The sequence below is a fragment of the Photobacterium sagamiensis genome (assembly GCF_050337085.1).
GTDB classification, from domain to species: Bacteria; Pseudomonadota; Gammaproteobacteria; order Enterobacterales; family Vibrionaceae; genus Photobacterium; species Photobacterium sagamiensis.
In genome coordinates this window covers 133,859-159,471 of sequence record NZ_JAKJSP010000014.1, presented here as the reverse complement: position 1 = coordinate 159,471, position 25,613 = coordinate 133,859, and the positions used below count along the sequence as shown (strand labels likewise).

Here is a 25,613-nt window from a genome sequence, read left to right as displayed (position 1 = left end):
AGTTAATCTATCAGTGTTTTTTTTATTCTGTTTCGTTATTAAAACGTAGTACAGAGCTACTGTGAGGCAGAGTGGGAATTTATGTGCCATATTTATTTTGCACATAAATTTTATTGCAAAGTGCTTTAGATGATGACCGTGCGAAACAGATTGTTTATCAAACTTGCTGAATTTGACAGCGGAGGGTTCATGAAACATAGGCGTGTATCAAACAAGAAAATCAAGCAGATGCTTAATGAAATAGGCATTGGGAGTGATCTCGAAAAAGACGATGAACAACAGCTTCTGCTGGAAAAAAGACAGCAATCAGTCAGTCCAGACAAACAGGTTTTTAACATCGACAGCGAAAATAAATAATTCCCCCACCGATAAAAACGCTCCTCGTGGGCGTTTTTTTATGCTCGCACATCAAGTTATTGATTTTTTGTTATTGACTATTGTTTTCTTTGTTGGTCTGCTGAGTCACTTATGCTGGTTATTTGTGTAAATATGTGGTTATTTATTCAGAATATGAATTTTATTAGCTTTATTGGCGGATATTTCTCTATAACCTGGTTTTTATAATAGAAAGGCCCACATAGTTCTTTTTGGGTGGTGGTTAATGCTGGCTAGGTGATATATATTAAGGATAATATCTCTTTTTGTAATGGATTTGTGGCAAATTGCTTCAATGCCTGTTAAAATTCCGACCAATTCTTCGGTTTGTGTTGTGTTGTTTCAGAGAAATGATGCAAATATTGTAGTTGTATGAACAGCAACTGAAGAACGTCATGGATGCAATGAAATTATGTATTGGAGTTAATGCATGTATAAAAATAAAATCACTCAGGCGTTACTAATTAGCGCGAGCCTGACAGTCGCTGCCACTTCTTTTTCTGCTCTGGCTGCTGAGGTTCCTGAGGGTGTTAAGCTTGCTGCGAAACAGGAATTGGTTCGTGGTAATGGAACAGAAGTAGCCTCACTTGATCCCCACAAAACCGAAGGTGTACCAGAATCTCACGTTATTCGTGACCTTCTTGAAGGTCTGGTAAACCAAGACGCTGACGGTAAGACCATACCTGGTGTAGCAGAAAGCTGGGAAACAACCGATAACCGCACATTTATCTTCCACCTGCGTAAAGATGCGAAGTGGTCAAATGGCGATCCAGTTACAGCAAGCGACTTTGTATACAGCTTCAAGCGTGCAGTCGATCCGGCAACGGCATCTCCTTATTCATGGTACCTAGAAATGACTACCATGAAGAACTCAGCGCAAATCATTGCAGGTAAAGCCGATAAAGAAACACTAGGTGTTACTGCGGTAGATGCAAATACGCTAAAAATTGAACTGGAATCTGCCGTACCATATTTTGTCATGATGATGGGCCACACAACAGTGAAGCCTGTTAATCAAAAAGTGGTTGAGAAATTCGGTAACGATTGGACTAAGCCAGAAAACTTTGTTGGTAACGGTGCTTACGTTCTTGATAAGTGGGTTGTGAACGAACGCATTGTTCTAAAAAACAACCCTCAGTACTGGGATAACGAAAAGACCGTTATCAAGCAGGTAACATTCTTACCGATTGAAAACCAAGTTGCAGAGATGAACCGCTTCCTTGCGGGTGAAATTGATATTACCAACGAACTGCCGAATGAGCACTTCCGTCGCTTGCAGAAAGAGTATGCAGAAGATGTATCCATTCAGGGTAACCTGTGTTCGTATTACTACGGCTTTAACAATGCTAAAGCGCCATTTGATGATGTTCGTGTACGTAAAGCACTATCTTACGCAATCGATCGTGACATCATTACTAAAGCGCTACTAGGTCAAGGCCAGAAGTCGGGTTACTTCCTAACACCAGAAATCACCGCTAACTTTAACCCGGTGATGCCTGATTACGGTAAGCTATCTCAGAAAGAGCGTAACGCGAAAGCGAAAGAGCTTCTGGCTGAGGCAGGGTTTGATAGCAGTAATCCACTAGAGTTTACACTGCTTTATAACACTTCAGAGAATCACAAGAAGATCGCAGTTGCTATCGCATCTATGTGGAAGAAAAATCTGGGCGCGAAAGCTAACCTGGAAAACCAAGAGTGGAAAACTTACCTGGATAACCGCCGTCAAGGCAACTTCGATGTTACTCGTGCCGGCTGGTGTGGTGACTACAACGAAGCATCCAGCTTCCTTTCTCTAATGCAGAGCAACAACAGCTCTAACGATCCTAAGTATCATAGCAAAGCATATGACAGCGTCATGGAAAAAGCACTTAACTCAACCTCAGAAACTGAGCGTGAGCAGCTTTACGTAGAAGCTGAAAAATTGCTAGCTAAAGATATGCCGATTGCTCCTATCTACCAATATGTGAAAGCGCGTCTGGTAAACCCTAAAGTTGGCGGTTTCCCTGCAGACAATGCACAAGACAAACTCTTCACAAAAGATATGTACATCATTGCTGACTAATAAACAGCAAGATATATAAAAATACTTACGCTACACCCTATGGCTAGGGTGTAGCGCTTTCTGTCACAGATAAAAAATAACGGTAAAGTTTATGATTAAATTCGTAGCTAAACGGATATTTGAAGCAATACCAACATTACTGGTATTAATCACTATTTCGTTTTTCCTGATGCGCTTTGCGCCTGGTAACCCATTCTCGAGTGAGCGTCCGCTTCCTCCTGAAGTCATGGCAAATATCGAAGCTAAATATGGCTTAGATAAACCTGTGTTTGAACAATACACCACTTACCTGGGTAATATTATTCAAGGTGATTTTGGCCCATCTTTCAAATACAAAGATTTCACCGTAAATGAGCTGGTTGTTAAAGCACTGCCGGTATCTGCAAAAATTGGCTTTTTCGCCTTTATATTTGCCTTGGTGATGGGGGTAACTGTCGGCACCATTGCCGCACTGAAGCAAAATACGTGGTTAGACTACACCATTATGTCGACAGCCATGGCCGGGGTGGTAATGCCATCCTTTATCTTGGCACCTGTACTCATTTATATCTTCTCAATTAACCTTGGTTGGCTTCCTGCTGGTGGCTGGCAAGATGGCTCTATGAAGTTCTTACTGTTGCCAATGTTTGGCATGTCACTATTGTATGTGGCCACCTTCGCTCGTATTACCCGTGGTAGCATGATCGAAACCCTGAACAGTAACTTCATTCGTACCGCCCGTGCGAAAGGTTTGAGCTATCCGTACATCGTCATAAAACATGCGCTGCGACCAGCGCTGCTACCGGTTGTGTCTTATATGGGACCGGCATTCGTTGGTATCATCACCGGCTCAGTGGTTATTGAAACCATTTTCGGCTTGCCGGGTATCGGCAAACTCTTTGTTAACGCCGCCTTTAACCGTGATTACTCACTGGTTCTAGGTATCACTATTCTAATCGGTACGCTGACCATTATCTTCAATGCAATCGTTGATATCGTATTAGCGTATATCGATCCGAAAATCCGTTACTAAGAGGCCTTACGATGATGTTAACTAAAAAAGATAATGTAGAGGCCGTCGAAAAATTTTCAGAGAAGCTGGAAATTGAAGGCCGTAGTTTATGGCAAGATGCGCGTACTCGATTTATGCGCAACAGGGCGGCAATGGTGAGTTTAACCATTCTGTTTCTGATCACATTGGCCGTTGTATTTGGTCCAATGTTAAGTAGCTATGCCTTTGATGACACTGATTGGTATGCATTGCATGCCGCGCCAAGCTTCGGCCCGGAAGGTCACCTGTTTGGTACCGATAGCCTGGGGCGTGATTTATATACCCGTACCTTAATTGGCGGTCGTATTTCACTGATGGTAGGTCTTCTAGGTGCGTTAGTTGCCGTCGTTATCGGTACCCTTTACGGTGCAACCTCTGGTTTCATTGGTGGTCGTACTGACCGTGTGATGATGCGTATTCTTGAAATTCTGTATTCCATTCCATTCATGTTCTTCGTGATCGTACTGGTGACCTTTTTTGGCCGGAATATCATGCTTATCTTCGTGGCGATTGGTGCGATTTCCTGGCTGGATATGGCGCGTATTGTTCGTGGTCAGACCCTGTCTCTACGTAGCAAAGAGTTCATCGAAGCTGCACATGTATCAGGTGTTAGCCGCTGGAGAATTATCACTCGCCATATCGTACCGAACGTTTTAGGTATTGTTGCCGTGTACTCAACCCTGTTGGTACCGCAAATGATCCTGACTGAATCATTCTTAAGTTTCCTTGGTCTTGGTGTTCAAGAGCCAATGACAAGCTGGGGCGCATTGCTTCAGGAAGGTTCGCAAACCATGGAAATTGCCCTGTGGCAGTTAATGTTCCCGGCTGCATTTATGGTTGTAACCTTGTTCTGCTTTAACTATGTGGGTGACGGTTTACGTGACGCACTAGATCCAAAAGACAGATAATTAGAGGAAGTTATTATGAGCTTATTAGATGTCAAAGATCTACGCGTAGAATTTACAACACAAGATGGTATCGTCACCGCGGTTAACGATCTGAATTTTTCTCTTAATCTGGGTGAAACCCTGGGTATTGTTGGTGAATCTGGTTCAGGCAAAAGCCAGACAGTATTCGCGATCATGGGCCTGCTTGCTAAGAACGGTATTATTAGCGGTAGTGCAAAATTTGAAGGTCGTGAAATTCTGAATTTGTCAGAAAAAGAACTGAATAAAGTTCGAGCTGAACAAATTGCGATGATTTTCCAAGACCCAATGACTTCACTTAACCCTTACATGAAAGTAAGCGCTCAGCTTATGGAAGTGTTAATGCTGCACAAAGGCATGGGTAAGAAAGAAGCGTTTGAAGAAAGTGTACGTATGCTGGATGCGGTGAAGATCCCTGAAGCCCGCCAGCGTATTACGATGTATCCCCACGAGTTCTCTGGTGGTATGCGTCAGCGTGTAATGATTGCGATGGCATTGCTATGTCGTCCAAAATTGCTGATTGCCGATGAACCAACAACGGCATTAGATGTAACGGTTCAAGCACAGATCATGGAGATGTTGAACGATCTGAAAAAGGACTTCAATACATCGATCATTATGATCACCCACGATCTGGGCGTAGTTGCAGGCAGTTGTGACAAGGTATTGGTGATGTACGCGGGCCGTACCATGGAATATGGCAAAATCAATGAGATTTTCTATACACCGTCACACCCTTACACTGAAGGTCTGCTAAGAGCGATTCCTCGTTTGGATACGGAAGGCGAAGAACTACCGACTATTCCAGGCAACCCACCAAACATGTTGCGCTTACCTGTTGGTTGTCCTTACCAGGAGCGCTGCCATCGTGTTTCGAGTCGATGTACGCAGGAAGCACCTGATTTGAAAGCGTTTACTGAAGGTCGTTTACGTGCTTGTTTTTCTGATGTGGGGACGTGGTAATGGATGCACAAAAAAACCTATTGTTAGATATTAAAGATCTGAAGGTTCACTTTAATATTGCACCAAAATCAGCATGGCCATGGACTAAGCCTTTAAAGCTTAAGGCGGTTGATGGTGTTGATATTCGCCTTTATGAAGGTGAAACCTTAGGTGTAGTGGGTGAGTCAGGCTGCGGTAAATCAACGTTTGCTCGCGCGGTTATCGGTCTGGTAGAAGCAACCGACGGTAACGTTGTATGGCTGGGGCAGGATTTAACCAAGCTCGATCATGCCAACATGCGTGAAAAGCGCAAAGAGATCCAGATGATTTTCCAGGATCCGCTGGCATCTCTGAACCCGCGTATGACGGTGGGAGAAATCATTGCTGAGCCGTTGAAAGCCTTTTATCCGGATCTCACTGCTGACGATATTAAAGAGCAGGTAAAAGCGATGATGACAAAGGTAGGCCTGCTACCGAATGTGATCAACCGTTACCCGCATGAATTTTCAGGTGGACAGTGTCAGCGTATTGGTATTGCACGAGCACTGATTTTAAAGCCTAAGATGATTATTTGTGATGAGCCGGTATCGGCATTGGATGTATCGATTCAGGCGCAGGTGGTAAACCTGCTGAAATCATTACAGAAAGAAATGGGTCTTAGCCTGATTTTCATCGCTCACGATTTGTCTGTGGTTAAACATATTTCTGACCGCGTGTTGGTGATGTACCTGGGTAATGCCGTCGAAATGGGTGAGAGTAAAGCTCTGTTTGCTGAGCCTAAACACCCTTATACCAAAGCATTAATGTCAGCAGTGCCGATCCCTGATCCTGAGCTAGAAAGAAATAAGCAGATTCAAATGCTTGAAGGTGAACTTCCTTCGCCAATTAATCCACCGTCGGGTTGCGTATTCCGTACTCGTTGCCCACAAGCAACAGAATCATGCGCACAGAACAAGCCTGAACTACAAGGTGGCGACATTCATGCGGTTTCGTGTCTGCATGTACACTAGTTTGAGCCTGTGACAGGCTTTAAGCGCGGTGTAAAAGCCGCGCTTTTTTTATACTTTATTACTCAATAGCTGAAGCGATGTGGATGATTGCCTCAATAAATAGCTAAAATTCAACAGCATAATATCAGTTACTCTGATAGGTAATGCCAATCGGTATCATGGTATAAATGCTGACAACCAGATACAAACAAGGATTGTTTATATGCGGTCACTTTCCGTACAGTGGAAAATCACACTTGTGGCAGGCGTTGGTTTACTGCTAACAGTATTCGTTTTAACGGGTCTTTCCTTTTATTTCTCCAGCCAAAACCAACAACTGGTCAGTGAGCAGACATTCTCTTCTTTGCGCAGTACGTCCCAAGAACTGGTTAAGGTTCAGTCTGAACGCCAGGCTATTTATGTCCAGCAATATATGGATGAAGCAATTTACCGTGCCGAGATGCTGGCGCAGAGCGTGCTTTTCTTAAAATTCAACGCGGAAGAGAACTATACTAATAGTGCTGAACTGCGTAGTTCACTCAATGAACTGCTACGCCGTTCGGTCAATGATTTTTCGAATGTTTATGCTGCGTTCGTGGTATTCGAACCCAATGCCCTTGATGGTGAAGACAGTAATTACCATGATGCCGATTATGTCGGAGCTAATAGCACCGGACGTTTCGCTCCATACTGGTCGAAATCGGCTGATCAGCAAGCAGTACAGCGTATTATCACGGAACAACAGATCCTTGATAGCAACCAGAATACAGACGGCAGACCGGCCAACGAATGGTTTACCTGTAGTTTAGCGGCGCAAGATACTTGTGTGCTGAATCCGGCTTTTTCCGACGATCAATCTGGCCGTCACTTAATCAGCTCGATCACAACGCCATTGATTGTGGATGGTAAATCTATCGGTGTGATGGGCATTGATATTAGGTTAGATGTTCTGCAGCCTGTTATTGCAGAGGTTGATGCCAACTTATTTTCAAGTACGGGTAAAGTGAGCCTGCTCAGCCAGAATGGCACCATTGTAGCGTGGGATCAGACTGTTAGCCGTCTCGGCGAGAAGTTTACCGATAATGACGGGTTACCAGTAACGCTGTCTGGCTGGTTAAGGCTGGGAGAGGAATTTGTCGGTTGGAGCGACGATCAGCAATGGTTGACGGCTTACACGCCGGTGATGTTAGGCAACTCTTCCTGGGGTATTGTCATTCAATTACCTGCAGAACAAGTATTAGCCGAAGCGATAGCCTTAGATCGTGCTATTCAGGGCCAGCGTTCTGAATCGTCGACCATACAAGTTATCGTCAGTATCGTAATTGCGGTATTGGGCCTGTTAATCGTCTTAATTGCCGCTTCACGGTTAGTGGCACCGATTAAACAGGTGGCAGAGAGCCTGAAAGATATTGCCTCAGGGGAAGGGGACCTGACTCAACGCATTAGCATTGCTCAGCAAGATGAAGTGGGTGAACTGGCGCTCTGGTTTAATCGCTTTTTAGATAAATTGCAAAACACTATCGGACAGGTGATCGTCGCGGTAGATGAAGTGGGTAAAACAGCCAATGAGGCAGCCCATGTTGCCAGCAATACCCGTGATGGCAGCCAATCGCAATTTAAAGAGGTAGATATGGTGGCTACTGCGTCTGAAGAGATGACGCAAACAGCCGCACAAGTAGTCGAACATACCGAAACGGCGGTAGAGGCGGCGAAACAAGCCGATGACGCGGCACTTGATGGCCAGCAAGTGATCCGGCAATCGGCTGAATCAATGACCAGCCTGGTTAGTCGGATGGATTCCGCAGTGCCGGTAGCGAAAGAGCTGGCAAGTAATAGTGAGAACATCAATCAGATCTTGCTGGTTATTGAGGGTATTTCACAACAAACCAATCTGTTGGCATTGAATGCAGCCATTGAAGCTGCCCGGGCTGGTGAGCAAGGGCGGGGTTTTGCGGTTGTTGCTGATGAAGTGCGTCAGTTGGCAAGCCGTACGCAGGATTCTGTCGGCCAGATCCGCACTGTGATTGAAGATCTGCAGCAGGGTACCAGAGATGTTGTTAATGCGATTGAAGAAGGTAACCAGCTTGCTGGTGATACGGCAGAGCAGGTTAGCAGGGCTGTCCTGAGCCTCAATCAGATCACTGAGTCTGTGAGTGCGATTCAGGCGATGAATGAACAAATCATGCGTGCCGCAGAAGAGCAGCAAGCCGTTTCGGGTGAAGTGAATCGTAATGTGTCAAACATTCGCGAGCTGAGTGAGAGCATCCTGAATCAGGCGGAAAATTCAGCCAATATTGGCCAACGCTTGACTGCGCTGTCTCATCGTCAGCAAGAATTAGCTGGCCAGTTTAAGGTGTAATACCAATTCCTTTAAAGCTGGTATGGAGAGCATCAACTTGCACCGATGCTCTCCATCAAATCATTGGCAGGGCGTTATTCTACCGGGTACCAGTAACCCAGGTTGATGAGTTGTGTCAGCATGGCAAGGAAGGCCGGGTTATCAAGTTGCTTACCTAGCAATGTGCGTGTGATTTGCTCTTCATCACATAGGCATTTAGCCGCATCTTTACACTCTTCAGGCAGTTCAAAACGCTCCCCGTTAATATAAAGCACATGTGGTTTCTCAGGATGATAAAAAGCGCGTAAGCCACCCAGGCGCTTAAATGCTTCGCCATCTTCTAGGAACTGGTATGTTTCACCGTTCTGCCAGGGTGGTTCCGATGCAATAATATCCAGATCATGACGGTTTTGGCTTAAATACTCACCGATCCATTGTTTCATCTGCTGAGGGTGATCCAGCAGGCTACGCATCATGGCTTCCAGATCGGTATATTCAGTCTCTAAAATGGCACCACAGTTGTTGCGAGCAGGCAGTGAGGGGTTATGGTAATGCACATCACCAATATCGTTGGCGATAACGAAGTCAGCAAAACTGCTTAACAGTTCCTGCTTCTTCGGGGATCTGAATCCAACGGAAAAGCTCATTGCGGTTTCTGTGGCGTAACCATCATGCGGGAACCCCGGCGGAATATATAAAATATCTCCAGGTTCAAGGATCTCATCAATAATAGGCTCAAATCCTTTGATTTGTCGCAGCGCAGGATGATGAAGCTCTTCTTCGTAATTGTCATCTTTTGGCCCTACACGCCAGTGGCGCTTTCCCGAACCTTGAATAATAAATACATCGTATTGATCGATATGGGGGCCAACGCCACCGCCTGGGGTGGAGTAACTAATCATTAAGTCATCAAATAACCAGTTCGGTAACTGGCGGAAAGGCGTGACTAGTTTTGCGGCCCCTTCGTGCCAGTGGTTAGCAGCCTGAACGATAAATGACCAATGATCTTCCGGTGTATTTTCAAAAGTTAGCGGGCCATGGTGAACGTCCCATTTTTCACCAATTTGGGCGACATAACGGGAATCGATCTCTTCTTCCATGGCTAAACCCGCTAATTCATCCGGGCTTATCGGGTCAACAAAGTCTTTAAATCCACCTTTAATGACCGTGGGCTTTTTCTGCCAGAATTCGGCAAGAAACTCTTCAAATGAGAATGTGAACTGGTACATATATAGGCTTTTGATTGTTGAGCTAAGTGCCTATTATAGCTCAAAGTATTGCATGCTTAGCGAAATTTGAATTTGTTCTGAGTATCTGATCTGAGTTATCTGGTGTTATTTCTATTTTAACGGGGGATGAGAGAGATGATATTCATTCGATGTGGAGTTATGGATAAGAAAAAAAGAGAGGCAAAAAATGCCTCTCAAAGTGAATTCCATTTCAGCTCTTTTCATCTCTGAACAGAGCAAGCAGTGTACAAGTGGTGTATACAATTACTCAGCGGGTAAGAGTCGCAATAAAGGGAAGGCGGCTTTAAGCTGATCGTGGCTGACAATAAATCCGACTAACTTCGCTGTTTCCTTATCAAAAGCTTTGGCAATCATGCCATTTGGTTCAGTAACGACTTCCCATGACAGATCTTCCCTTACTGTGTCGCCTGACAAGTGGAGCGGTAACCAGGGTGTTTTGGCCTTAATCAAGCTAGCCGGAAGACGAACCGGAGTCGGGGAGCCCAACAGTGTCTTTGCCAGTGCCATGGCACTTAACATTGCCGGCTGTATGAAAGCCCGAACTTTTCCTTCCAGCTCTGCGCAATCACCCAATGCATAGACGTTCGATGCCGATGTTTGCATCATCCGATCGACTGTTATTCCTCGGCCAGTTTCAATCCCCGATTTTTGTGCCAGCTCGGTATTGGGTTTCAGTCCCATTGCGGCAATAACGACATCAGTTTCGATAGGCTCACTGCCTGAGAGTGAAACAACCAGTTCCTGGTGGTGGCGGTTGATACCGGTGACTTCTGTATTGAGTCGGATTTGCACGCCTTTCCCGTGCATTTCCTGAAATAATCCGGCACTAATAAATGGCGGAAGCAGTGTCGGCATCAGGCTTGATGCCCTATCACATAAAGTGACGATCTTGCCCGAGCTCGCAAGATCCATCGCGATTTCTGTGCCGATCAAGCCTGCTCCCAGCACCAGAACCGACTTCGCACAAGCGAGTTTTTCCTGGTGCTGTTCATATTCGGTCAGGCTATTTAACGTCACTATCTCGTCGGCGGCATTTCCTGCAAACGGAGGAACAAATGCCGATGCACCTGTTGCTAATACAAGCTCGGAGTAAGTGATCGCATTATTGTCGTAATGTACTGTCTGGTTATCGGTATCGATAGATTCAACCAGAGTGTTGTTGATTAATAGAATGTTGTTAGCAGCCGCGAATTCACTGGCAGACTGTTTGATCAGATCATTAGCTGTTTGCTGTTTGCTGAATACATGGCTGATCTCGGGCTTAGAGTAATCATCACCGTTATCGGCAGTAATTACAGTAATAGGGGTCTCAGCATTGAGTTTCCGCAATGATTTCACTAGCTGGTAAGCGGCAAAGCCGCTCCCAATAATTACAATGTGCTTATCCATGCTCTTTTATTACTCCGTAGGTTCGAATACTTCTTTACCGATGCCACATTCAGGGCAAAGGAAATAGTCTGGTACTTCGTACCACGGTGTCTTTGGTTCAACATCCTGGTTAGGCTCACCAATTTCAGGATCGTAAATCCACTGGCAAACAGTACAAATCATTTTCTGATCTTGCTCTGTAGCAACAGAGTGACTGGTCTCTGTTTTTTCTGGCTCTGAACGAGAGATAGTCACTGTTTCTGACTGAGCTGAGTCTATAGCCGGTTGAGAGACAACATTTGCTTCTGCCTGCTTTTGTAGCGGCTGAAGTGCCCACTCACGTGCAATTTTACGTCCGTGTTCGCGGCATTCTTCCAGTGCATTTGAGTCTGGACGCCATTTTGTTTTCAGGCCGACAGTGGTAAAGAAACCGGCATCCGTTAAGCGTGCATGGATACGGTCAACGGCACCGCCATTCCAGCCGTAGCTGCCGAAAGCACCGGCTTTTTTGCCTTTAAAGCGCAGGCCGGTAATTTCTTCTAGCATGCCGGCAACTTTAGGCATCATCACGTTATTCATTGTCGATGAGCCGACTAATACGCCTTTAGAGCCGAATACATTGGTCAGAATTTCATTCTTATCATGACGTGAGACGTTGAATATTTTCACCGCTACATTGGGATCCGTTTCGGTGATCCCCTGAGCGATACCATCAGCCATCATGCGGGTGTTATTTGACATAGAGTCATAGAAGATTGTGATTTTGTCTTCTTTATATTCATCAGCCCATTCAAGATATTTTTCAATGATCTGAGTAGGATTGTCACGCCAGATCACACCGTGAGAAGTGGCAACCATATCAACAGGCAGATTAAAGCCAAGTACCTCGTGGATCTTAGCGGTTACCAGCGGGCTGAATGGCGTCAGAATGTTTGCGTAATAGCGCAGGCATTGTTCCATTAACTCGTTTTGTTCTACTTCGTCATTGAACAGGCGCTCATCGCAGTAATGCTGACCAAACGCATCGTTGCTGAATAGCACGGCGTCTTCTGTCATATAAGTCATCATGCTGTCAGGCCAGTGCAGCATTGGGGTTTCGATAAAGACCAGTGACTTGCCATTACCGATATCAATGCTGTCGCCCGTTTTGACGGTATTGAAATTCCATTCAGGATGGTGGTGATGACCGGTAATTGAGTCAATTGCATTTTCAGTACAGTAAATCGGGGTGTTTGGGATCTTGCTCATCAGAACAGATAACGCACCGGCATGATCTTCTTCCGCGTGATTGATCACGATAAGATCAATCTCGTTCAGGTCGATCTCTTGCTCAAGTTGTTGGATGAAATCGTAGCTAAACTTGTGATCAACGGTATCAATTAACACGTTTTTACCTTCACGGATCAGGTAACTGTTATAGCTCGTTCCTTTTAATGTTTTGTATTCTGTGCCGTGGAAATCTCGAACTTCCCAGTCGCGTTGACCAACCCAGTGAATATTATTTTTAACGTGAATAGACATAGTATTAACCCGTATTTCGCTTAACATGTATTTTGTGTGCATGTTATAACCGGAAGCGACTTCTGGCAATACTAAAGTTGCATCAAAAATGAATGTTTAAGTTATTGCTATGATATTTAACGTTTTATATCTTAAAAAAGATTTTTAACCGCTTTCGATAGGACCGGGAGTATGAGGGAGTAAGGAAGGAAAAATAAAAAAGGGCTGGCAAAAATGCCAACCCTTTTTCGTTATGCTATTCGAATGAATTACAGCTTGTCAGTAAGCTTAACAGCGTCACCGATGTAGTTAGCTGGTGTCATCTCTTTCAGACGTGCTTTCTCGTGCTCTGGCAGCTCAAGACCGTCGATGAAGGTACGCATGCCTTCACCATCAACACGCTTACCGCGAGTCAGCTCTTTCAGCTTCTCGTATGGCTTTTCGATGCCGTAGCGACGCATAACTGTCTGTACGGGCTCAGCCAGTACTTCCCAGTTCTTGTCCAGCTCAGCTTCTAATGCAGCCTGGTTTATTTCCAGCTTGCTGATACCTTTCAGTGTCGAGGTATAAGCAATGATTGCGTAGCCACAACCGACACCCAGGTTACGAAGAACCGTTGAATCAGTCAGGTCACGCTGCCAGCGGGAAACCGGCAGTTTCTGGGCAAGGTGAGAGAACAGTGCGTTAGCCAGACCCAGGTTACCTTCAGAGTTTTCGAAGTCGATTGGGTTTACTTTGTGCGGCATCGTTGAAGAGCCGATTTCGCCCGCAATTGTTCTTTGCTTGAAGTGACCCAGAGCAATGTAGCCCCAAACATCACGGTCAAAGTCCAGAAGAATGGTATTGAAACGAGCAAACGCATCGAACAGCTCTGCAATGTAATCATGCGGTTCGATTTGCGTTGTGTACGGGTTCCAGGTAATGCCAAGAGACGTGACGAACTCTTCGCTGTACTGGTGCCAGTCAATTTCTGGATAAGCAGAAATGTGGGCATTGTAGTTACCTACAGCACCGTTGATTTTACCCAGAATTTCAACGTTCTCGATTTGCTTGAACTGACGTTCCATACGGTACGCCACGTTGGCCATTTCTTTACCCATCGTCGATGGAGAAGCCGGCTGACCGTGGGTACGAGAAAGTAATGGAATGTCGCGGTATTCGTTCGCAAGGCCTTTGATTGCATCGATAACGTTGCGGATCTCTGGCTGCATCACTTTTTCACGAGCTTCATTAAGCATTAGCGCGTGAGACAGGTTGTTGATGTCTTCAGAAGTACATGCAAAGTGAATGAATTCATTGACTGCGTGTAGTTCAGGTACTTCTGCAACTTTCTCTTTCAGGAAGTATTCAACAGCTTTAACGTCGTGGTTAGTCGTACGCTCGATTGTCTTAATTCGTAGCGCATCTTCTTCGCTAAATTCAGCAGCGACGCGATCTAAAAATTGATTCGCTTCATCACTGAACGCAGGAACTTCGACGATAGCATCAGTAGCGGCTAGTTTTTGTAACCAACGGACTTCAACAATAGTGCGATACTTTAGCAGACCAAATTCGCTGAAAATGCTGCGAAGTGCACTTGTTTTACTTCCGTAACGGCCGTCTACCGGGGAAACAGCAGTCAATGCTGACAGTTCCATGTTGTCTCTCTCCTGATATTGATGAGGTTAGAACAGTATATGTAAATCCTGAATAGCTATTCACGAATTGAATAGCTAAGGATATCGATTAATAAACTAAATGATGGCTTATCACATAAGCGGATAAGCCAGTAAAGTTAACAGCGAGCGAGTAAGATTTTTGCTTGCTCAACCATTTGTTTGCGACCAAAAATCAGGTGACGACGTTTACCGCCAACCTGGCGCCAAAGTACGGCACTACGTACAGCAGCTAAAAGCAAAGCGCGTACTTTATGCTGTACTTGTTGTTGTTGAAGATGCGCAGGTGTACCGGTTACCTGAATTCTTGGGCCGAGAGGGCTGATAATATCCAGATAGATACTGGCAAGGTTACTTACCATTTGATCATCTAATAACTCGTAATGGCCTGTTTGACGTTTAATGGTACCAATACGATCACCTAGTTGCGCCATGCTGTCACGCCGACCGGATAACTTGCGCTCCAGTGCCATAACGCTAACCAGATAACGCGTAATCTCATTACCTGATGTCGTGTTGTCTATTTCGGTCGCTAAGGTTTCAAGACCAAGTTTCAGGTTGGCCTCATTACCATAAATTTCTACAGTATTAGAAGGATCTGTTACAGAGATACTGTTCAGACACGCTTCCAGTTCATTGCTATCACAAGTGCCGTCACGGGCAATTTTTTGAACAAGCTTTATAGCCTGACAAATACCGGCAAATGCGATAGTTCGGTCATACAAAGTGTGTGCCACGAGGACTGCTCCTTTAGATTCGCTGCTCAATAATACCGCCGCCAAGGCAGATCTCATCTTGATAAAATACTGCGGACTGACCTGGAGTAACCGCAATTTGAGGCTCATCGAAAATCACTTTGATGTTCTCATCATCCACAGGGATAATTGTGCAAGGAATATCTTGCTGACGGTAACGGGTTTTTACGGTGCAAGCCATTGGTTCGCGAATTGGCTGACGATCAACCCAGTGTAGCTGAGAGGCCATTAAACCATTCGATTTAAGGCGTGGATGATCTTTACCCTGTCCAACAACCAGCACGTTACGCTCAACATCTTTATCGACAACGTACCATGCATCTTCATTGCCGCCACCGCCTTTCTGACCACCGATGTGCAGACCTTTACGCTGTCCCAGGGTGTGGTACATCAGGCCCTGGTGCTCGCCAATCACTTTGCCTTCATCTGCCGTTTCAATATTTCCTGGCTGAGCCGGAAGGTACTTACTTAAAAACTCAGTGAATTTACGCTCACCGATAAAGCAGATACCGGTTGAATCTTTTTTCTTCGCCGTGATCAGATCTTGCTCTTTTGCAATACGGCGTACTTCTGGTTTTTCCAGTTCACCCACGGGGAACAGGCTGCGTGCAATTTGTTCATGGCTAAGGGTATACAGGAAGTAGCTCTGGTCTTTGTTAGTGTCTACACCACGTAACATCTGTGGCTTTTCGCCTTCCCCTGTCGGGAAGCTACGGCGCGTGTAGTGACCCATAGCGATATAATCAGCTTCCAGAACTTCATCAGCGAACTCCAGGAAGGCTTTGAATTTGATCTCTTTGTTGCAAAGGATATCCGGGTTAGGTGTACGACCTGCTTTGTATTCAGCCAGAAAGTACTCGAACACGTTGTCCCAGTATTCTGCTGCAAAGTTAATCGTGTGAAGGTGGATCCCTAGCTTGTCACATACAGCTTGTGCATCAGCGAGATCTTCTGCGGCAGAGCAGTATTCTTCATTATCGTCTTCTTCCCAGTTCTTCATAAACAGGCCTTCAACCTGATAGCCCTGTTGAAGCAATAAGTAAGCTGATACGGAAGAGTCAACGCCGCCGGACATGCCGACAATGACTTTTTTCTGGCTGTTATCTGACATATTTCTCTTAAGTCGCTAGTAGTGATAAGAGTGTAATTCTAACAGAAAGCTCAGGGACGAAACAGACCGAGAGCAGAATCACACTTTAATAATTTTATCGTCTTTTTATTTATCTGCTTTCTTGGTAATTCAGACATATAAAAAGTACTGAAAAACGACAATATGCTGTATGAACAAGTCTTTCTGACAAAAAAACAACGCCTACCCTATAGTTGCGCAAACGTTTGCTATTTGCTGGCAATAATAGTTGAACACGCAGGCAATGTGTAGCTTTTTATGTGGTGAGTCGTGATAAAATCGGTAAGGAAATACCGGCAGCGAACACTACCGATTAATGAAGGATTAATTAGCCGCTGCGGTTAATGGTCAGTTGTCGACATTAAAGTAACTTCACGCCATTCGCCGGGTGCCAGATCATCAACTGCCCAGTCAGCCATCTTGTAGCGGATCAGACGTAGGGTCGGAAAGCCGATATGAGCCGTCATACGACGTACCTGGCGATTTCGGCCTTCTCTTAACGTAATCGCAAGCCAGGTTGTCGGTATGTTTTTACGCTCCCGAATCGGTGGGTTGCGATCCCAGATCTCAGGTTGAGTCATACGCTCAATATCTGCTGGCAGGGTTGGCCCGTCATTTAAAGTTACCCCTTTACGGAGTTGCTCCAGATCGTCATCGCTCGGAACGCCTTCGACCTGTGCCCAGTAGATTTTAGGTGACTTAGATTTTGGCTGAGTTAAGCGTGCCTGAAGTACGCCATCGTTGGTTAGCACCAGCAAACCTTCGCTGTCTTTATCTAATCGTCCGGCAGGGTAGATGTCTTTTACCGGGATGAAATCAGCCAGTGTTTTATCACCAGGTTCACCGGAAAACTGAGTCAAAACATTGAATGGTTTGTTAAATAAAATGATCTTTTGTGGACCGCGCGGTCGCTTTGGTTTATGCAGCTTTCTTGATGTTCTGCGCTCATTACTGGAGCGTTGAGTTTGACGATTGGAGGTGTTTGGCTTCATAGGTAGCGTGCTGTACGGGGGGTTGGTAATTTCGACTGACCTATTATACGCTAAAAAAACTCAATTGGCGTGTTGATAAAATTTCAAGTATGATTTGCGCGCATCTTACAAAAAGATAACAAATGGACGCTAGGAGATTTAAATGGATAGTAAAGTAGTTGTACCAGCTGAAGGTCAGAAAATTACACTTGACGCAAACGGTAAGCTGGTCGTTCCTAACAACCCGATCATTCCCTACATTGAAGGTGATGGTATCGGTATTGATGTAAGCCCTGCAATGATCAAAGTTGTCGATGCTGCAGTGAACAAAGCGTACGCTGGCGACCGTAAAATTGAGTGGATGGAAATCTACACAGGCGAGAAATCAACTCAGGTTTACGGTGAAGACGCGTGGCTACCGCAAGAAACTTTAGACTTCATTCGTGAATATAAAGTGGCGATTAAAGGCCCGCTAACGACGCCAGTTGGTGGCGGTATTCGTTCTCTCAACGTTGCTCTACGTCAAGAACTCGATCTTTATATCTGTGTTCGCCCAGTTCGTTACTTCGACGGCGTACCAAGCCCGGTAAAACGTCCAGATCTAACTGACATGGTTATTTACCGTGAAAACTCAGAAGATATCTACGCTGGTGTTGAATTCCAGGCTGGCACTGCAGAAGCAGATAAAGTAATTAAATTCCTGCAAGATGAAATGGGCGCAACTAAGATCCGCTTCCCGCAGCAGTGTGGTATCGGTATCAAGCCTATTTCTGAGGAAGGTACTAAGCGTCTGATCCGCGCAGCACTTGAGTACACAATCGTTAATGACCGTGACTCGTTAACGCTGGTTCACAAAGGTAACATCATGAAGTTCACCGAAGGTGCCTTCAAAGATTGGGGTTACGAAGTCGCATTGCAAGAGTTTGGTGCTGAGCTATTGGACGGTGGTCCATGGATGACACTGAAGAATCCAAATACCGGCAAAGAGATCGTTATTAAAGACTGTATCGCAGATGCATTCCTGCAACAGATCCTGCTTCGTCCTGCTGAGTACGATGTTATTGCAACGATGAACCTGAACGGTGACTACATTTCGGATGCGCTAGCTGCCCAGGTTGGTGGTATTGGTATCGCTCCTGGTGCAAACATCGGTGATGGCATAGCACTATTTGAAGCCACTCACGGTACCGCGCCGAAGTATGCCGGTCAGGATAAAGTAAACCCTGGCTCACTCATTCTTTCCGCTGAAATGATGCTTCGCCACATGGGCTGGACTGAAGCTGCTGATCTCATCATCAGCGCGACCGAAGCTGCAATTAGCAATAAGACGGTAACTTATGATTTTGAACGCCTGATGGAAGGTGCAACACTTCGTAAGTGTTCTGAGTTTGCTAACGATATGATTGAGCAGATGTAAAAATTCATTTTTTACTCTTGTGAGATGTAAGGGCTCAGCTTCGGCTGGGCCTTTTTGTAGGTATTTCGACCAAGCAGGTGTGATAGATTTAACTTGTTAATAGAAATGTTAATAACGGTGATGGGTGTATTCACTTCCTATTCGTTTTTTATTCAATGAGCTGAAAGGCCGGGTATCCGTCTCGATGATGCGCTGCGCGGGTAAGATTGAGGTGGGAAATATATCATTTGAATGTAAGTTTGGTTGCAAATGCAGCTTGGTGGGAAGGTATGGCCGTTTGATAAAAAGGTCGTTTGATAAAAAAGGCGAGCACATTGCTCACCTTTAAGATTTGATGCGACTTAACGTTGATGATTATTTTGCAATTTCACCTTCGAGCGGGACTATCTCGCTGGCATGGAAACCTTTAGGACCAGTTTGAACATTATAGTTGACCTGCTGGCCAGCTTTTAGTGTTCGATACCCATCCATCTGGATAGTTGAATAGTGTGCAAAGATATCACCATCTCCCCCTTCTGGGCAGATGAAACCAAAACCTTTGGCGTTATTGAACCATTTAACCGTACCTGTTGCCATGCTTTACATCCCTCTTGCATTCAAGATCCATTATGCATTAGCGAACAAGGCTCATCCTCGAGCTCATGCATACTAATGCTATTTGATGCAGTTTATATTTACTACAGGTTACACTTTAGTAAAAAGAGCTAGACAGTCAAGTGCATATTGTAACATTTGGGTGAAATCTTTTTTTATCAGCCTCAATATAGCAAGCGCTTGAACAAATGATTGAAATAAAATCATAAGCTTCGCTTCCTGCCCCCCGCGCTATATGGGGCCTGAGCCGAAAATTAAAGGCTGTCCAGAATCACTAAACTCAAATAAAATTATATTTGGTATCTATTCGTCGCATGTGCGCCACTTTGTCGCTATTTGTAATGAACTAGAAATTTCATGGAATGGGTATAAGCCCACTCACAGAAAGCGCACCTCCTCAAGAGCCGCAAAGTCAGATGATTCGCTGGTGGCGGGGTAGTAAGATTGTTTGAAACGGGCGATAAATAATTAAGTAAAATGTCAAAGAGTTTTTTAGTGCTTTGGGTGCAATACCACTACGATGATTTTGATTTAAGGTTTTACTCGTTGATATTAAGAACCAATTTATGGTCTGTGTTTGCTGAGGTGTGTTGAGCATGTACGCATTTAATGAAATATATGAAGCCAGATAAAACAAGGGCTTGTCATGACTTGTTAAAATGAAAAATTTAAATCTAGGGCCTGTTTATCTTTCAACAATGCCGTAATTATGTCGAAAGTTAAACAGGATCGGGTTAATGGTTAATGCCGTAAACACGAGATTAAGCTGGCTCTTGTCGGCCAATTTATAAGAAATGTGGCCATATTGACCGTTTTAGCAGGCTTAAACAGAGAGATGTTGCTGTTAAGATTGATTTGGTCATAGCCACCTTTGATTTGCTGGAATACAATTGGTGGATTAGTGTTGATGTATAGGTAGAGAAAAAAGTATCGCCATTTTTCGCCATGGATTTATGCATTGATCTTTAAGTTGTTGTTTGTAAAGGGCGTTTTGATTCTTTAGCTATAAGATGAGATTATGAGTAAGTTATATGAATGGATTATTCCTGAGTCAGATGTATTAAATGAGGAAAAAACTCAGGTTAAACCACCGTCGATGTATAAAGTTATTTTAAACAATGATGATTACACTCCGATGGATTTTGTGATAGAAGTGTTACAGAAGTTCTTCTCCATGGATCTGGAGAAAGCCACACAGTTGATGCTTTCTGTACATTATGAAGGGAAAGCTATTTGCGGAACCTTCACCGCTGAAGTCGCTGAAACGAAAGTGGCACAGGTGATGATGTATGCAAGGGAGCATGAACATCCGCTACTGTGTTCGATGGAGAAAGCTTAAACTTTTTCCGGCACACCATATTGAGTGGTATTTAGGGGAGGTGCCTTATGCTAAATAAAGAACTTGAAGCCAGCTTGAACGGTGCATTCGCACGTGCGAGAGAAAAGCGCCATGAGTTTATGACCGTCGAGCATTTACTGTTGGCCTTACTAGAAAATGCCGCAGCTCAAGAAGCGCTGCTAGCGTGTCGCGCTGACCTTGATGTTTTACGCAAAGAACTTGATTCATTCATCGAGCAGACCACACCTCTCATTCCTGTGGATGATGAGAGCCGTGAAACGCAACCAACACTAAGTTTCCAGCGTGTTCTGCAGCGCGCTGTTTTCCATGTTCAATCATCTGGTCGCAGTGAAGTCACTGGTGCTAATGTCCTTGTTGCTATTTTCAGCGAGCAAGAATCTCATGCCGCTTATCTACTTAAGAAAAGTGACATTAGCCGTTTAGACGTGGTCAATTTCATTTCGCACGGTACCGTCAAGGACAGTGACAATGATGATTTGGGTGGTTCAGATGTCGGGGGGGAAGAACCTCGCGCTGAACAAGGCTCAGAAGACAAGCTGGAAAACTTTGCAACCAACCTGAACCAACTAGCCCGCGCTGGTGGTATTGATCCGTTAATTGGCCGAGATAGCGAACTTGAGCGTACCGTTCAGGTTCTGTGTCGCCGTCGAAAAAATAACCCATTGTTGGTCGGTGAGGCCGGTGTCGGTAAAACCGCCATTGCTGAGGGTCTGGCATGGCGTATTGTTGAAGGCCAGGTTCCTGAAATTATTAAAGACTGTGTTATCTATTCGTTGGATATTGGTTCTTTGCTGGCAGGAACGAAATATCGCGGTGACTTCGAGAAGCGCTTTAAGGGCATTTTGAAACAGCTTGAAAAAGAAGAACACGCCGTTCTGTTTATTGATGAAATTCATACCATCATTGGTGCGGGTGCAGCATCTGGTGGTCAGGTAGACGCAGCCAACCTCATCAAGCCCTTACTGAGTGGTGGTAAAATCCGCTGTATGGGTTCAACGACTTACCAAGAATACAGCAATATTTTTGAGAAAGAGCGCGCGTTGGCTCGCCGTTTCCAGAAGATCGATGTTATTGAACCTTCGATCGATGACACCACTAAAATCTTGATGGGCCTGAAGCCTAAATACGAAGCACACCACGATGTACGCTATACCAATAAAGCGATTCGTGCGGCAGTTGAGTTGTCAGCGAAATACATCAATGAACGTCACCTGCCTGATAAGGCGATTGATGTGATTGATGAAGCCGGTGCCCGTTGTCGTCTTGCGCCTGCGAGTCGCCGTAAGAAAACAGTTAACGTCAGTGACATCGAAGCGATGATCGCTAAGATGGCACGTATTCCTGAAAAATCAGTGTCATCGAGTGACCGTGATGTGCTGAAGAAACTGGATGGTAAGCTGAAGATGCTGGTGTTTGGTCAGGATCCTGCTATTGATGTGCTGACTGAAGCGATCAAGTTAAGTCGTGCCGGTTTGGGGGCTGAGAATAAACCTGTCGGTTCGTTCCTGTTTGCCGGTCCTACCGGGGTGGGTAAAACGGAAGTAACGGTTCAGCTGGCACGTACGTTAGGTATTGAGTTGCTTCGCTTTGATATGTCGGAATATATGGAGCGTCATACCGTTAGCCGTTTGATTGGTGCGCCTCCTGGTTATGTCGGTTATGACCAAGGTGGATTACTAACCGATGCCGTTATTAAGCAGCCACACTCAGTCGTATTGCTCGATGAAATTGAAAAAGCGCACCCAGATGTCTTTAACCTGCTATTACAGGTGATGGATAACGGTACGTTAACCGATAACAATGGTCGTAAAGCCGATTTCCGTAATATTATTTTGGTCATGACCACCAATGCTGGTACGACGGAGACAGTACGTAAGTCGATTGGTTTGATACAGCAAGATCACAGCCTTGATGCGATGTCGGAAATTAAGCGTGTGTTTACACCTGAATTCCGTAACCGTTTAGATGGCATCATTTGGTTTAACAATCTTGATAAAGATGTTATTTCTCAAGTGGTCGATAAGTTCATTGTTGAGCTGCAAGCCCAGCTTGATGCCCGTGGCGTTTCGATGGAAGTCTCTGATAGTGCTCGTGTCTGGCTGGCCGATAAAGGGTATGACAAGACCATGGGTGCACGTCCGATGGCCCGCGTCATTCAAGACCGTCTCAAGAAGCCTTTGGCGAATGAACTGTTGTTCGGTTGCCTGGTAAACGGTGGTTCGGTACGTGTTGATTACGTCAATGGTGAACTTGACTTCCAATTCAATAGTGAAATGGAACCCGCGCATTAACCATTGCTTTCAATACTAAATAACCGCCTGAGAGGCGGTTATTTTTTATCTGCCGATTGTGATTGGTATTAACAAAAACAGGCAAAATAAAACCCGGCAACTGGCCGGGTTTCACAGTATTCTTTAATCTTGGTTCAAGATTAACGTGCGCGGAAGACGATGCGGCCTTTAGTCAGGTCGTATGGAGTCAGTTCCACGGTAACCTTATCACCAGTTAGAATACGGATGTAGTTCTTACGCATTTTACCAGAGATGTGAGCGGTAACTACGTGACCGTTTTCCAGTTCAACGCGGAACATAGTGTTAGGCAGTGTATCTTGTACAGTACCTTGCATTTCAATTACGTCTTCTTTTGCCATTGAATCCTCTTAGGCTACCTGCCATTCTTCTGATCGGGCAGAATAATGCCTTTAAACTGTTTAAGTGTAAAGTTTAGGTCGCAATTCTACCCTTGCCAGTACTCTTTGTCAGCTTTTGTTACCGACTAAAGTTCATTTTCACCTGATTTTGTCGAAATACATCCATTAGGTGACGGTTAAGCATATTAATTTCAGTCATGATGACGGTGTAACTGGCTATTCCTGCCATCGTCCCAGAATTAGTTTTTGGTGTGGCTTAAATCTGATTTTGTAATTCATCGCCTTGCAGGCATCAATTTGATAGCCGGGGTAGAGCCATTTCCGTCCTGTCTGCTGGCAGTACTGGATCTGAAATAATACACACAGAGTACCCAGAGAAAACGCGGAATCCGGTTCGAAAAAACTATACACCGCGCTTAACGCATCAACAAACACGTCAGTGACGGCAATGGCAATCAGGGTATCGTCTTCGTAGACGTGAAGAAACAGGGTATCCATCCATTCTGCGGTGCAGAAATCAAAGAACTGTTGTTTGTTCGCGGGATACATGGCGCCATCAGAATGACGTAAGCGGATGTACTTTTCATACAGCGTGAACCAATTGTCATCTAACTCGGCTTTAAATTCCCAACGCAGCTTCTTCATCTGATTGAGTTGGCGCTTCTGACTTTTCGATGGCGTGAAAAACTGGCAATCAACGCGGATTGGGGTACAAGCCGTACATTGTTCGCACATGGGTTTATAGACTGCACAGCCGCTGCGACGATAGCCCGAGGCTAATAGTACGCTGTAACCCTTAGGTGAAAGCCAGTGTTGATCCATCACCACGCCCAATTGCTCTTGTTTGCCGGGCAAATAGTTACAATAAGAAAAGGGAGTTAAACCTATTCGTAAAGAGAGGTTATTCATAGACGCCTTTATTCTGATGGGACCCGTAACTCTTGTGCTGTGTAGCAGCCTGTTTTAAGTATGGCATCTCTCTCCCGATGCAATTGTTGCATGAACGGACGGCGTTCAATTTCGATAGCACCTAATGATTCTAGATGGTCATTCATGATTTGGCAGTCGATTAAGGTACCACCGTGCACGGTGAAGTGGCGACAGAAGAACCATAACGCGATCTTGGATGCATTGTCTGCCAGTGAGAACATCGATTCACCACAAAATACTGTCCCTACTTGTATGCCATACAGGCCTCCGATCAGCTTGTCCTGATCCCATACTTCGACCGAGTGGCAATAACCGAGATTATGCATCACTTGATAAGCTTGTATCATGCTGGTTGTTATCCAGGTGGCGTCAGGGCCTCGGCTGGCGGCACATTGGCGGATCACTTCATGACAGGCTTTATTCAGCGTGATTTGATATCCTGATTTACGGTGAAATTTACGTAAGCTTTTGCTCGGTCTAAACTTGTCGGGGAGAAAGATCGCGCGGGGAGCTGGGCTCCACCATAAAATAGGCTCGCCATCAGAATACCAGGGGAAGATCCCTTGTCGATAAGCAGAAACCAAACGTTCAGGCCGTAAGTCTCCGCCAAAAGCCAGCAAGCCATTGGGATCGTCGAGTGCCGTTTCCGGTTTAGGAAAATGCGTATCAACCGGATCTAATTCCGGCAGGTAAATAGCCATAAAAGCTCAATTTTTTTAGTTTAATATTAGAGTCAGTGGAGAAATTATATATGAGAACGTTGTTAATGTTACTGTTATTGCTGCCACTGGCTTCGACTGCAGCGCCATACAACCGAAATGAAGCCCGGGTCGTTAATCAGATTGTGTTCGGCCAAGTCGATACCGTGCGCTATATCACCCAGCAGGAAGTGATTAATTCTCGGCACAATGGCTGGGAAACCTTATTAGGTGGCGTTGTGGGGGGCTTGATTGGTAATCAGTTTGGTGGCGGTACAGGGCGTGAGGTCGCAACTGCTGTCGGTGCTGTGGCCGGAGCCAGCATCGCGCATAATCGCCAGCCGGGTCAAACGGTAGTTGAATATCGCTTGGTGGAAATATTGATTAAAACCGACGACGGTAAATTGATTGATGTCATTCAGGATGTCGACCAGAGTATGATTTTTGGCCGTGGTGATAATGTGCGAATTCTCTATTTCAATGAAGGAGTGCGGGTGGATAAGGTTTTTTAAGAGCGGCTCGATGGCCCTGAGGACCTAAGGATAAACAGTTTCGAGTAATTAGGTTCGAGTTTCGAGAAAGAGCCACAGCTTGACTCCCAACTATGGCTCGGAGAGCCTGCTTGCAGGACCACAGGACCACAGGACCACAGGACCACAGGACCACAGGACCAC

22 protein-coding genes are annotated in these 25,613 nt (G+C 45.1%); 11 read left to right on the top strand and 11 right to left on the bottom strand.

Translation table 11 applies throughout. The annotated features are described in order from the left end of the window. The first annotated feature begins 189 nt into the window (after positions 1-189). The 7 genes from L4D76_RS05320 to L4D76_RS05290 all read left to right on the top strand — a co-directional run bounded on the left by L4D76_RS05320 (position 190) and on the right by L4D76_RS05290 (position 8,683). A complete protein-coding gene (locus L4D76_RS05320; protein ID WP_428439897.1) occupies positions 190-357 on the top strand; it encodes a hypothetical protein in 168 nt (55 codons plus the stop codon). Between the two features lie 448 nt (positions 358-805). Then, entirely contained in the window at positions 806-2,437 is a 1,632-nt protein-coding gene (locus tag L4D76_RS05315; RefSeq protein WP_428439896.1) for an ABC transporter substrate-binding protein, read from the top strand. Positions 2,438-2,528: 91 nt separating this feature from the next. After that, on the top strand, positions 2,529-3,449 hold the full coding sequence (oppB, locus tag L4D76_RS05310) for an oligopeptide ABC transporter permease OppB (RefSeq protein WP_428439895.1): 921 nt from the start codon (positions 2,529-2,531) through the stop codon (positions 3,447-3,449). 14 nt (positions 3,450-3,463) lie between these two features. Next, on the top strand, positions 3,464-4,375 hold the full coding sequence (oppC, locus tag L4D76_RS05305; protein WP_428439959.1) for an oligopeptide ABC transporter permease OppC: 912 nt from the start codon (positions 3,464-3,466) through the stop codon (positions 4,373-4,375). A 15-nt stretch (positions 4,376-4,390) separates the two neighbouring features. Next, on the top strand, positions 4,391-5,356 hold the full coding sequence (locus L4D76_RS05300; protein WP_428439894.1) for an ABC transporter ATP-binding protein: 966 nt from the start codon (positions 4,391-4,393) through the stop codon (positions 5,354-5,356). After that, positions 5,356-6,345, top strand: coding sequence for a murein tripeptide/oligopeptide ABC transporter ATP binding protein OppF (gene oppF / locus L4D76_RS05295; protein ID WP_428439893.1), 990 nt, complete (start codon positions 5,356-5,358; stop codon positions 6,343-6,345). Before L4D76_RS05300 ends, oppF begins: the two co-directional genes overlap by 1 nt. Positions 6,346-6,547: 202 nt before the next feature. Next, positions 6,548-8,683 (top strand): methyl-accepting chemotaxis protein, encoded by a 2,136-nt coding sequence (locus tag L4D76_RS05290; protein WP_428439892.1) that lies wholly within the window; start codon positions 6,548-6,550, stop codon positions 8,681-8,683. A 74-nt stretch (positions 8,684-8,757) separates the two neighbouring features. On the opposite strand, the gene L4D76_RS05285 is transcribed toward L4D76_RS05290, so the two are convergent. The 7 genes from L4D76_RS05285 to rluE all read right to left on the bottom strand — a co-directional run bounded on the left by L4D76_RS05285 (position 8,758) and on the right by rluE (position 17,311). Further along, positions 8,758-9,891, bottom strand: coding sequence for a ribosomal protein uL16 3-hydroxylase (locus tag L4D76_RS05285; RefSeq protein ID WP_428439891.1), 1,134 nt, complete (start codon positions 9,889-9,891; stop codon positions 8,758-8,760). Positions 9,892-10,155: 264 nt separating this feature from the next. After that, positions 10,156-11,301, bottom strand: a complete 1,146-nt coding sequence (gene norW / locus L4D76_RS05280) for an NADH:flavorubredoxin reductase NorW (protein ID WP_428439890.1) — start codon at positions 11,299-11,301, stop codon at positions 10,156-10,158. A 9-nt stretch (positions 11,302-11,310) separates the two neighbouring features. Next, positions 11,311-12,801, bottom strand: a complete 1,491-nt coding sequence (gene norV, locus L4D76_RS05275; RefSeq protein ID WP_428439889.1) for an anaerobic nitric oxide reductase flavorubredoxin — start codon at positions 12,799-12,801, stop codon at positions 11,311-11,313. A gap of 248 nt (positions 12,802-13,049) precedes the next feature. Continuing rightward, positions 13,050-14,417: an adenylosuccinate lyase gene (gene purB / locus L4D76_RS05270; protein ID WP_428439888.1), complete on the bottom strand. Its 1,368-nt coding sequence runs from the start codon at positions 14,415-14,417 to the stop codon at positions 13,050-13,052. A 137-nt stretch (positions 14,418-14,554) separates the two neighbouring features. After that, on the bottom strand, positions 14,555-15,172 hold the full coding sequence (gene hflD / locus L4D76_RS05265) for a high frequency lysogenization protein HflD (RefSeq protein WP_428439887.1): 618 nt from the start codon (positions 15,170-15,172) through the stop codon (positions 14,555-14,557). Between the two features lie 13 nt (positions 15,173-15,185). Further along, positions 15,186-16,301, bottom strand: coding sequence for a tRNA 2-thiouridine(34) synthase MnmA (gene mnmA, locus L4D76_RS05260; protein ID WP_428439886.1), 1,116 nt, complete (start codon positions 16,299-16,301; stop codon positions 15,186-15,188). 359 nt (positions 16,302-16,660) lie between these two features. Continuing rightward, positions 16,661-17,311 carry a 23S rRNA pseudouridine(2457) synthase RluE gene (rluE, locus tag L4D76_RS05255; RefSeq protein WP_428439885.1) on the bottom strand — a complete coding sequence of 217 codons (651 nt, stop codon included), beginning with the start codon at positions 17,309-17,311 and terminating at the stop codon, positions 16,661-16,663. A 142-nt stretch (positions 17,312-17,453) separates the two neighbouring features. On the opposite strand from rluE, the gene icd reads away from it, so the two are divergent. Then, entirely contained in the window at positions 17,454-18,707 is a 1,254-nt protein-coding gene (gene icd / locus L4D76_RS05250) for an NADP-dependent isocitrate dehydrogenase (protein ID WP_428439884.1), read from the top strand. Positions 18,708-19,061: 354 nt separating this feature from the next. Here icd and cspD read toward each other — a convergent pair whose 3' ends face one another. After that, entirely contained in the window at positions 19,062-19,283 is a 222-nt protein-coding gene (cspD, locus tag L4D76_RS05245; RefSeq protein WP_428439883.1) for a cold shock domain-containing protein CspD, read from the bottom strand. A 1,036-nt stretch (positions 19,284-20,319) separates the two neighbouring features. Here cspD and clpS point away from each other — a divergent pair. Both clpS and clpA read left to right on the top strand, forming a co-directional pair. Beyond that, a complete protein-coding gene (gene clpS / locus L4D76_RS05240) occupies positions 20,320-20,640 on the top strand; it encodes an ATP-dependent Clp protease adapter ClpS (protein ID WP_428439882.1) in 321 nt (106 codons plus the stop codon). 47 nt (positions 20,641-20,687) lie between these two features. Beyond that, positions 20,688-22,952 carry an ATP-dependent Clp protease ATP-binding subunit ClpA gene (gene clpA / locus L4D76_RS05235; RefSeq protein WP_428439881.1) on the top strand — a complete coding sequence of 755 codons (2,265 nt, stop codon included), beginning with the start codon at positions 20,688-20,690 and terminating at the stop codon, positions 22,950-22,952. Positions 22,953-23,092: 140 nt separating this feature from the next. Here clpA and infA read toward each other — a convergent pair whose 3' ends face one another. The 3 genes from infA to aat all read right to left on the bottom strand — a co-directional run bounded on the left by infA (position 23,093) and on the right by aat (position 24,942). Beyond that, the gene (gene infA, locus L4D76_RS05230) at positions 23,093-23,311 is read right to left on the bottom strand and encodes a translation initiation factor IF-1 (protein ID WP_006231244.1); all 219 of its coding nucleotides are present in this window, start codon (positions 23,309-23,311) and stop codon (positions 23,093-23,095) included. Between the two features lie 216 nt (positions 23,312-23,527). Continuing rightward, positions 23,528-24,220, bottom strand: coding sequence for an arginyltransferase (locus tag L4D76_RS05225; protein WP_428439880.1), 693 nt, complete (start codon positions 24,218-24,220; stop codon positions 23,528-23,530). 8 nt (positions 24,221-24,228) lie between these two features. Further along, on the bottom strand, positions 24,229-24,942 hold the full coding sequence (aat, locus tag L4D76_RS05220) for a leucyl/phenylalanyl-tRNA--protein transferase (RefSeq protein WP_428439879.1): 714 nt from the start codon (positions 24,940-24,942) through the stop codon (positions 24,229-24,231). Positions 24,943-24,992: 50 nt separating this feature from the next. Between aat and L4D76_RS05215 the strand changes: the two genes are divergently transcribed. Further along, positions 24,993-25,451 (top strand): glycine zipper 2TM domain-containing protein, encoded by a 459-nt coding sequence (locus L4D76_RS05215; RefSeq protein ID WP_428439878.1) that lies wholly within the window; start codon positions 24,993-24,995, stop codon positions 25,449-25,451. Positions 25,452-25,613: the final 162 nt, after the last annotated feature.